Origin of the sequence: Pseudomonas sp. V98_8, assembly GCF_029967975.1 — a bacterium.
In the GTDB taxonomy this organism is placed as follows: Bacteria; Pseudomonadota; Gammaproteobacteria; order Pseudomonadales; family Pseudomonadaceae; genus Aquipseudomonas; species Aquipseudomonas umsongensis.
Map to the genome: position 1 here is coordinate 146107 of NZ_JASCAE010000086.1, position 8479 is coordinate 154585.

Here is an 8479-nt window from a genome sequence, read left to right on the forward strand (position 1 = left end):
ACCGTAACAATTCACCACCCTGCTTGATTGATGCCCCCCACCCAACGCTCCTAAGGTGACCCCCACGACAGCGAACCCGTGGAGTGGTCATGACAACAACAATATCCCCCGACTCGCGATGGACGCGGCGGCGCAGCGAAAAGCAGCGGCGTCTTGCGCTGGTGCGAGACCTGGCCGACGGTGTGGTGTTGCCCACCGACAAGATGGTGGCGGCGCTGGAGGCGTTGATCTTGCCCGGCGACCGCGTGGTGCTGGAGGGCAACAACCAGAAGCAGGCGGATTTTCTTTCTCGTTCCCTGGCCAAGGCCGATCCAGGCAAGCTGCATGACCTGCACATGATCATGCCCAGCGTCGGTCGTTCCGAGCATCTGGACCTGTTCGAACGCGGCATTGCACGCAAGCTCGACTTCTCCTTTGCCGGCACCCAGAGCCTGCGTATCAGCCAGTTGCTCGAAGATGGCCTGCTGGAGATCGGCGCGATCCACACCTACATCGAGCTTTATGCGCGGCTGGTGGTCGACTTGATTCCCAACGTGGTGCTCAGCGCCGGCTTCATGGCTGACCGTGCCGGCAACATCTACACCGGGCCGAGCACCGAAGACACGCCGGCGCTGATCGAACCGGCCGCCTTCAGCGACGGCATCGTCATTGTCCAGGTCAACCAACTGGTGGATGACGTCAGCGACTTGCCGCGGGTCGACATTCCCGCTTCCTGGGTCGACTTCGTGGTGGTGGCGGACAAGCCGTTCTACATCGAGCCGCTGTTCACCCGTGACCCCCGGCACATCAAGCCGGTGCACGTGCTGATGGCGATGATGGCGATTCGCGGGATCTACGAAAAACACAACGTGCAGTCGCTCAACCACGGCATCGGCTTCAACACGGCCGCCATCGAACTGATCCTCCCGACCTACGGCGAATCCCTGGGCCTCAAGGGCAAGATCTGCCGTAACTGGACACTCAATCCCCACCCCACCCTGATCCCGGCGATTGAAAGTGGCTGGGTCGAAAGCGTGCATTGCTTCGGCACCGAACTGGGCATGGAAAACTACATCGCCGCGCGGCCCGACGTGTTCTTCACCGGGCGCGACGGCTCGCTGCGTTCCAACCGGATGTTCAGCCAACTGGCCGGCCAATACGCGGTGGACCTGTTCATCGGCGCGACCCTGCAAGTCGACGGCGACGGCCATTCTTCCACCGTGACCCGCGGGCGCCTGGCCGGTTTCGGCGGCGCGCCGAACATGGGGCACGACCCGCGCGGTCGACGCCACGGTACGCCAGCCTGGCTCGACATGCGCCACGCCGACGCGACCGAGCCGATGCTCGAACGCGGCAAGAAGCTGGTGGTGCAAATGGTCGAGACCTTCCAGGAAGGCGGCAAACCGACCTTCGTCGAGACCCTCGATGCGGTGGAGGTGGCGAAGAAAAGCGGCATGCCACTGGCGCCGATCATGATCTACGGCGACGACGTCACCCACCTGCTGACCGAAGAAGGCATCGCCTATCTGTACAAGGCCCGAACGCTGGAAGAGCGTCAGGCAATGATCGCCGCCGTCGCTGGCGTGACCGCCATCGGCCTGCGCCACAACCCGAAAGACACCGCGCGCATGCGCCGCGAAGGCTTGATCGCCTTGCCCGAAGACCTCGGCATCCGCCGTACCGACGCCACCCGCGAATTGCTCGCCGCGAAAAGCGTAGCGGACTTGGTGGAGTGGTCCGGTGGCCTCTACAACCCGCCCGCCAAGTTCAGGAGCTGGTAATGCACGCACTCAACCTGCAACCGAAAACTCTGAGCCTGGCCGAACGCCTGGCGGACCTGGCGGTGGATGCGCTGATAGACGAGGCTGACCTGTCGCCAAAACCGGCGTTGGTCGACCGTCGCGGCAATGGCGCCCACACCGATTTGCACCTGGGGCTGATGCACGCCTCGGCGCTGGCCCTGTGGCCGGCGTTCAAGGAAATGGCGCAAGCCGCTATCGAGATGGGCGAGGTTGGATTGCCGCTACGCGAGGCGATTGGCCTGATCGGACGTGAAGGCGAACAAGCGATGCTCGCCACCACCAACGGCGTGAATACCCATCGCGGGGCCATCTGGGCGCTGGGCCTGCTGGTCGCCGCTGTTGCGCTGGAGCCGCAATCCACCGCCGCCGGTGCCATCGCCTTGCGCGCGGCACGCCTGGCCTTGCTCGACGACCGTTATGCGCCGCGTCCACTGAGCCATGGTGCGCAAGTCGCCCAACGCTACGGTGTGCGCGGTGCCCGCGAGGAAGCGCAACTCGGTTTTCCGGCAGTGATTCAACGCGCACTGCCGCAACTCAAGTGCAGCCGCGCTACCGGCCATGGCGAGCAGAACGCCCGGCTCGATGCGCTACTGGCGATCATGACGAATCTGGCCGACACCTGCGTGCTGTACCGCGCCGGCGAGGAAGGCCTGAACACCATGCAGCTCGGCGCCCAGGCCGTGCTCGACGCGGGTGGCAGTGCGAGCCTCGCCGGACGTCGTCGGCTGCATGAGCTGGACCAACAATTGATCGCATTGAATGCCTCGCCCGGTGGTGCTGCGGATTTGCTCGCAGCCTGCCTGTTCATCGACCGCATCGAGGCCGGCGACCGCATTACCCAGGGAGCGTTTTAATGGAAACCTTATCTTTTGAATTCCCCGCCGGGCAGCCGCCACGCGGTCGCACGCTGGTGGGTTGTGTCGGCTCGGGCGATCTGGAAGTGCTCATCGAACCGGGTCAACCCGGCAAGCTGAACATCACCGTGCAGACTTCGGTCAACGGCAGCGAGCAACGCTGGCAGCACCTGTTCGCACGGATGTTCGACGGTCAGACCCCGCCGGCCATGGACATCGACATCCACGATTTTGGCGCCACCCCCGGCGTGGTCCGCCTGCGCCTGGAACAGGGCTTCGAGGAGATCGGCCATGACTGACAGCGCAGCGCTTCTCAACAAGCACAGCTTCGTTGAGCTCGGTGCCCGGCAGCGGGCAAAAGCTCTACTCGATGCCGGCACCTTCCGCGAATTGCTCGATCCGTTTCAACGCATCATGTCGCCGTGGCTGTCGCGCCAGGGCGTGGTCCCGCAAGCCGATGACGGCGTGGTCATCGCCAAGGGCAGCCTTGAGGGTTTGCCGGTGGTGATCGCGGCGATCGAAGGGGCATTCCAGGGTGGCAGTCTCGGTGAAGTCGGCGGGGCAAAAATTGCCGGCGCATTGGAACTGGCCGCCGAGGACAACCGCAAAGGCGTTCCGACCCGCGCCGTACTGCTGTTGGAAACCGGTGGTGTGCGCCTGCAGGAAGCCAATCTCGGTTTGGCGGCCATTGCCGATATTCATGCGGCGATCGTCGATTTGCGCCAGTACCAACCGGTGATCGGTGTGGTGGCGGGCAGCGTCGGTTGTTTTGGCGGCATGTCGATTGCCGCGGGCTTGTGCAGCTACCTGCTGGTGACCCAGGAAGCCCGCCTGGGCCTGAACGGTCCACAGGTGATCGAACAGGAGGCGGGGCTCGAGGAATACGACTCGCGCGATCGCCCCTTCATCTGGAGCCTGACCGGCGGCGAGCAACGTTTCGCCACGGGGCTGGTGGATCGCTTTGCCGATGATGACGTGGCGCAGATTCGCGAGCAGGTCGGCGAATTGCTCAAGCAGGGTTTGCCTGCACAGCAACGCAGTACTCAGGCCGACCTGTTTCTGCAACGGCTGGCGCGTCTGGACGCCGAGCCGCAAATCGAGCCGGCCACGGTTCGCGACCTGTATCAAGGAGAGCGCTCATGAGTTCGTATTCCCTGAGGGGCTTGAACTGGTTCAACGCCTTGAGCGGCGATGCCCGGCCGGTCGAGGGTTTGCCGGCCTCGCTGAAAGTGGCGGATGGATTTGTGGGTGAGCAGCCCGCGCGCTTCATCGCCGTGGTGACCGATCCCGACAACCGATTCGTGCGTGCGCGCCATGGTGAAGTCGGGCTGCTCGAAGGCTGGGGCCTGGCCAAGGCGGTGAATGACGTCATCGTTGCCGATCAGGGCAAGCTGCAAAAACGCGCCTTGATCGCCATCGTCGATGTGCCGAGCCAGGCCTACGGGCGCCGCGAAGAAGCCCTCGGTATTCATCAAGCCTTGGCCGGCGCGGCGGACAGTTATGCCCGCGCCCGGCTGGCCGGTCATGCCGTGATCGGCTTGCTGGTGGGCAAGGCGATGTCCGGGGCGTTTCTGGCTCACGGTTATCAGGCCAGCCGCTTGATTGCCCTGCGCGATCCTGGGGTGATGGTGCATGCCATGGGCAAGGCTTCGGCGGCGCGGGTGACCTTGCGCAGTGTCGAAGAGCTGGAAACCCTGGCCGCCAGCGTGCCACCGATGGCCTATGACATCGACAGCTATGCCAGCCTCGGATTGCTCTGGGAAACCTTGGCGGTGCAGCAGATCGAACAGCCCACCACGGCGGATGTGGCGCGGGTGACCGAGTGCCTGACGCAGGCGATTGCCGATGTCGCGCAAAAGGGCGTTGATCTCAGCGGACGCCTCGGGGCGACCAATCGTGCGGCCTCCAGCAGGGTCCGCCAATTGCTGAGAGAGCAGTGGTGAGCAAGTTTCTGGCCCACGACCTGCTCTGGGGCATGACCCCTCGGCAGCTGCCTGAGGGGGCGCCTGCCTGGGCGGTCGAATCGATCGGCACCGGTCAGCCCGTGGTGGTGCGCCGTGCGGTGTCGACGGAGGATCGGATTGCAGTCGGCGTGCGTGGCCGTTTGCGTGAACAGCGCTATGGGACGTCGATGGCGATGGCCGCGGTAACCCGTCGTGTCAGCCCGGAAGCGCTTTGCCACGTCGAGAGCCACCGCGACCTGCCGGCGCTCGAAGCCCTGGCTCAATTGCGCCCCGCACTCGATGCCTGCGGTTGGGCCTGGGGTGTCAGCGGCAGTGCCGGGTTCGAGTTGGCCAGCGGTTTTGCAGCCCTGCATGAGGCCAGCGATCTGGATCTGATCCTGCGCACACCACAGCCTCTGGCGCGGGATCAGGCTCGGGAGTTGCTGGCGTTGTTCGACAAGGCGCCCTGTGTGGTGGACATGCAATTGCAGACCTCATTCGGCGCTGTCGCCTTGCGTGAGTGGGCGGGTTCTTCCTCACGGGTTTTGCTCAAGAACGCAACGGGAGCCTGTCTGGTCACCGACCCATGGACCCCGCAGGAGCAGGCAGCGTGAGCAGCTTGCTGGTGTTCCCGGGGCAGGGTGCGCAGCGGCCGGGCATGCTCCAGGGGTTGCCTGGGGACACGCTGATCGAGGCCAGCGACCTGTTGGGTGAAGACGTTCGGCTGCTCGATTCCGCCCAGGCGCTGCAATCGACAAGGGCGGTGCAGCTCTGCCTGCTGATCGCCGGTGTGGCGGCGGCGCGGCAGTTGTCATTGCCGGCGGATTACGTCGCCGGGCTGTCCATTGGTGCCTACCCGGCCGCGGTGGTCGCCGGTGCCCTGGGTTTCAGCGATGCGCTGCATCTGGTCAGCCTGCGTGGCGAGTTGATGCAGCAGGCTTATCCACAGGGCTACGGGATGACCGCGATCATCGGCCTGGAACTGGCGGTGGTGGAGGGCTTGCTGGCCCGGGTTCACAGCGTTGATACGCCGGTTTACCTGGCCAATATCAACGCCGATAACCAGGTGGTGATTGCCGGCAGCGACGCTGGGATGAAAGCGCTGGCCGAGCTGGCAAGGGAGCGTGGGGCGGGGATGGTCAAGCGTCTGGCGGTGAGTGTGCCGTCGCACTGCCCGCTGCTGGACGTACCGGCGCAAACCCTGGCCGAAGCGTTCGCCAGGGTGACGCTGCAAACACCAAAGATCGGCTACCTGAGCGGCAGTCGCGCGCGCCCGGTGATCAAGGTTGACGCCTTGCGCGACGACCTGGCCTTCAACATGTGCCGCGTGGTGGATTGGCGCGGCACGGTGCAAAGCGCTTATGAGCGCGGCGTACGTCTACAGATCGAACTGCCGCCCGGTGCGGTGCTGACCGGGCTGGCGCGCCGGGTCTTCGAACAGGGCACCGTGATAGCGTTCGACGGTGCAAGGCTCGACACACTGCAGGCGCTGTTGCGTGAGGAGGGAAGCCGCCACCCCTAGAGCAGCCCTGAGGCTTCGAACAACAAGAACAACATTCGACGATGCACTTTGAGGACGACAACAATGATTATTTACGGTGTGGCGCTGCTCGCGATCTGTACGCTGGCAGGGGTGATCATGGGTGACATGCTGGGCGTCCTGCTGGGCGTAAAATCCAACGTCGGCGGGGTCGGGATCGCAATGATCCTGTTGATCTGCGCACGGTTGTGGATGCAAAAACGCGGTGGCATGACCAAGGATTGCGAAATGGGCGTGGGCTTCTGGGGTGCCATGTACATCCCCGTGGTGGTGGCGATGGCCGCGCAACAGAACGTGGTCACGGCCTTGCATGGCGGTCCGGTGGCGGTGCTGGCGGCGATCGGTTCGGTGGTGGTCTGCGGCTGCACCATTGCCTTGATCAGCCGGACCCATAAAGGTGAACCCTTGCCCGATGAGCCCTCGGAAATTACCCCAGTCGGCACACCTGTAGGAGGTCGCTGATATGTGGGATCTCATCGAGAAAGGCCTGGAACACAACGGCCTGGTCACCGCATTCGCCTTCGTCGGCGTGATCATGTGGGTGTCGGTCATCCTCTCCAAACGCCTGACCTTCGGGCGCATCCATGGGTCGGCGATTGCCATCGTCATCGGTCTGGTCCTGGCCTGGGTCGGCGGCACCCTGACCGGCGGGCAAAAAGGCCTGGCGGACTTGACGCTGTTCTCCGGCATCGGCCTGATGGGCGGCGCCATGCTGCGCGACTTCGCCATTGTCGCCACGGCCTTCGAGGTGCAGGCCACCGAAGCGAAAAAGGCCGGGCTGATCGGCGTGATCGCCCTGCTGCTGGGCACGGTGCTGCCGTTCATTGTCGGCGCATGCATGGCCTGGGTATTCGGTTATCGCGATGCGGTGAGCATGACCACGATTGGCGCGGGCGCGGTGACCTACATCGTCGGGCCGGTGACCGGTGCGGCAATTGGCGCGACCTCGGATGTGATGGCGCTGTCGATTGCCACCGGGTTGATCAAGGCGATCCTGGTGATGGTCGGCACGCCGATGGCGGCGCGCTGGATGGGCCTGGATAACCCGCGTTCGGCGATGGTCTTCGGCGGCCTGGCCGGTACGGTGAGTGGTGTGACGGCGGGGCTGGCGGCGACGGATCGGCGGTTGGTGCCTTATGGCGCGTTGACGGCGACCTTTCACACCGGGCTTGGGTGCTTGTTGGGGCCTTCGTTGCTGTACTTCATCGTTCGCGGGATTGTCGGCTGATCCGTTAGATAATTGTTGAATGTAGCGCCGTCTTCGCGAGCAAGCCCGCTCCCACATTTGATTGCATTCCAATGTGGGAGCGGGCTTGCTCGCGAAGGGCGCGACTCGGTCTCAAGCCTGGCGATTGGCGTACATCCGGCATTCCGCCAATAACGCCAGCAGATTCGGATCACGCTCTTTGGCCTTCAGGAACACCACACCAATGTGCTGCTGCAACCGGTACTTCTCCTGCATCGCAATCAGCTTCACCCGGTTCTCGTACACCGCCGCAATCCTTCCCGGCAGCAACGCATAACCAACCCCCGAGCTGACCATGCTCAGCAGGGTGAAGATGTCGTTGACCTGCATCGCCACCTTCGGCTCGAACCCCGCCTGCTCGAAAACCCGTTTACCGTCCTGATGCGTGGCGAAGCCCTGGGTCAGGGTGATGAAGGTTTCATCGCGGACCTCGGCCAAGTCGACTTCGCTGCGCTGGGCGAACCTGGAATCGGCGGGCGTGGCGAGGAAAATGTCGTCGGAGAACAGCGGGATCTGCTCGCAATCCGGATCGTTGACGGTGTCATCCAGGGACACCAGGATCGCGTCGACTTCCATGTTCTTGAGCTTGTACAGCAGGTCGATGTTGGAGCCCAGGATCAGGTCGATGTTGAGTTCGCTGCGGCGGATCTTCAGGCCCATGATCAGCTGCGGCACGGTCTTCACCGTCAGCGAATACAGCGAGCCCAGCTTGAAGCGCTCGGCGGAAAACCCGGCGGCTTCGCGGGTCAGGCGCACAGTTTCCACGACATCCTGAATCAGCTTGTGCGCCCGTTCTTCCAGGACGTAGGCGCTTTCCAGCGGCGTGAGGTTGCGCCCCTCGTGCTTGAACAACGGGCAGCGCAGGGCGCTTTCCAGGGAGTGGATCGCCCGATGTACGCTAACGTTACTGGTCTGCAATTCGGCGGCGGCACGGGCCAGGTTGCCAGTTCGCATGAAGGCCAGGAACACCTCGAGCTTTTTCAGGGTCAACTCTTCGTCGATCAGCATGGGGTGGACTCTTGTTGGAATGGCTCGATTGTATCTTTTGTAGGAGCTGCCGCAGGCTGCGATCTTTTGATCTTGCTTTTAAAGATCAAGATCAAAAGATCGCAGCC

10 protein-coding genes are annotated in these 8479 nt (G+C 63.7%); 9 read left to right on the forward strand and 1 reads right to left on the reverse strand.

The features are described 5' to 3' along the window. Positions 1–89: 89 nt before the first annotated feature. The 9 genes from mdcA (at position 90) to madM (ending at position 7346) form a co-directional block, all read left to right on the forward strand. Entirely contained in the window at positions 90–1760 is a 1671-nt protein-coding gene (gene mdcA / locus QLG10_RS27685; RefSeq protein ID WP_188263448.1) for a malonate decarboxylase subunit alpha, read from the forward strand. Next, positions 1760–2635, forward strand: coding sequence for a triphosphoribosyl-dephospho-CoA synthase (locus tag QLG10_RS27690; protein ID WP_188263449.1), 876 nt, complete (start codon positions 1760–1762; stop codon positions 2633–2635). Before mdcA ends, QLG10_RS27690 begins: the two co-directional genes overlap by 1 nt. Next, positions 2635–2934 (forward strand): malonate decarboxylase subunit delta, encoded by a 300-nt coding sequence (locus tag QLG10_RS27695; RefSeq protein ID WP_188263450.1) that lies wholly within the window; start codon positions 2635–2637, stop codon positions 2932–2934. Before QLG10_RS27690 ends, QLG10_RS27695 begins: the two co-directional genes overlap by 1 nt. Then, positions 2927–3778, forward strand: a complete 852-nt coding sequence (locus QLG10_RS27700) for a biotin-independent malonate decarboxylase subunit beta (RefSeq protein WP_110750304.1) — start codon at positions 2927–2929, stop codon at positions 3776–3778. Before QLG10_RS27695 ends, QLG10_RS27700 begins: the two co-directional genes overlap by 8 nt. Continuing rightward, positions 3775–4578, forward strand: a complete 804-nt coding sequence (gene mdcE, locus QLG10_RS27705; protein ID WP_282488354.1) for a biotin-independent malonate decarboxylase subunit gamma — start codon at positions 3775–3777, stop codon at positions 4576–4578. Before QLG10_RS27700 ends, mdcE begins: the two co-directional genes overlap by 4 nt. After that, a complete protein-coding gene (locus QLG10_RS27710; protein WP_282488355.1) occupies positions 4572–5192 on the forward strand; it encodes a malonate decarboxylase holo-ACP synthase in 621 nt (206 codons plus the stop codon). The genes mdcE and QLG10_RS27710 overlap by 7 nt, the downstream gene beginning before the upstream one ends. Further along, positions 5189–6100, forward strand: a complete 912-nt coding sequence (gene mdcH, locus QLG10_RS27715) for a malonate decarboxylase subunit epsilon (protein ID WP_188263452.1) — start codon at positions 5189–5191, stop codon at positions 6098–6100. The genes QLG10_RS27710 and mdcH overlap by 4 nt, the downstream gene beginning before the upstream one ends. Before the next feature lie 63 nt (positions 6101–6163). Continuing rightward, on the forward strand, positions 6164–6580 hold the full coding sequence (madL, locus tag QLG10_RS27720; protein ID WP_282488356.1) for a malonate transporter subunit MadL: 417 nt from the start codon (positions 6164–6166) through the stop codon (positions 6578–6580). 1 nt (position 6581) lies between these two features. Beyond that, entirely contained in the window at positions 6582–7346 is a 765-nt protein-coding gene (madM, locus tag QLG10_RS27725; RefSeq protein WP_179055099.1) for a malonate transporter subunit MadM, read from the forward strand. A gap of 111 nt (positions 7347–7457) precedes the next feature. Here madM and QLG10_RS27730 read toward each other — a convergent pair whose 3' ends face one another. Then, complete coding sequence (locus QLG10_RS27730) at positions 7458–8372, reverse strand: LysR substrate-binding domain-containing protein (RefSeq protein ID WP_282488357.1); 915 nt, start codon at positions 8370–8372, stop codon at positions 7458–7460. Positions 8373–8479 lie beyond the last annotated feature (107 nt).

Coding starts and splice junctions, on each gene's coding strand:
- mdcA (WP_188263448.1), top strand. CDS start 90: ATGACAACAACAATATCCCCCGACTCGCGATGGACGCGGCGGCGCAGC.
- QLG10_RS27690 (WP_188263449.1), top strand. CDS start 1,760: ATGCACGCACTCAACCTGCAACCGAAAACTCTGAGCCTGGCCGAACGC.
- QLG10_RS27695 (WP_188263450.1), top strand. CDS start 2,635: ATGGAAACCTTATCTTTTGAATTCCCCGCCGGGCAGCCGCCACGCGGT.
- QLG10_RS27700 (WP_110750304.1), top strand. CDS start 2,927: ATGACTGACAGCGCAGCGCTTCTCAACAAGCACAGCTTCGTTGAGCTC.
- mdcE (WP_282488354.1), top strand. CDS start 3,775: ATGAGTTCGTATTCCCTGAGGGGCTTGAACTGGTTCAACGCCTTGAGC.
- madL (WP_282488356.1), top strand. CDS start 6,164: ATGATTATTTACGGTGTGGCGCTGCTCGCGATCTGTACGCTGGCAGGG.
- madM (WP_179055099.1), top strand. CDS start 6,582: ATGTGGGATCTCATCGAGAAAGGCCTGGAACACAACGGCCTGGTCACC.
- QLG10_RS27730 (WP_282488357.1), bottom strand. CDS start 8,372: ATGCTGATCGACGAAGAGTTGACCCTGAAAAAGCTCGAGGTGTTCCTG.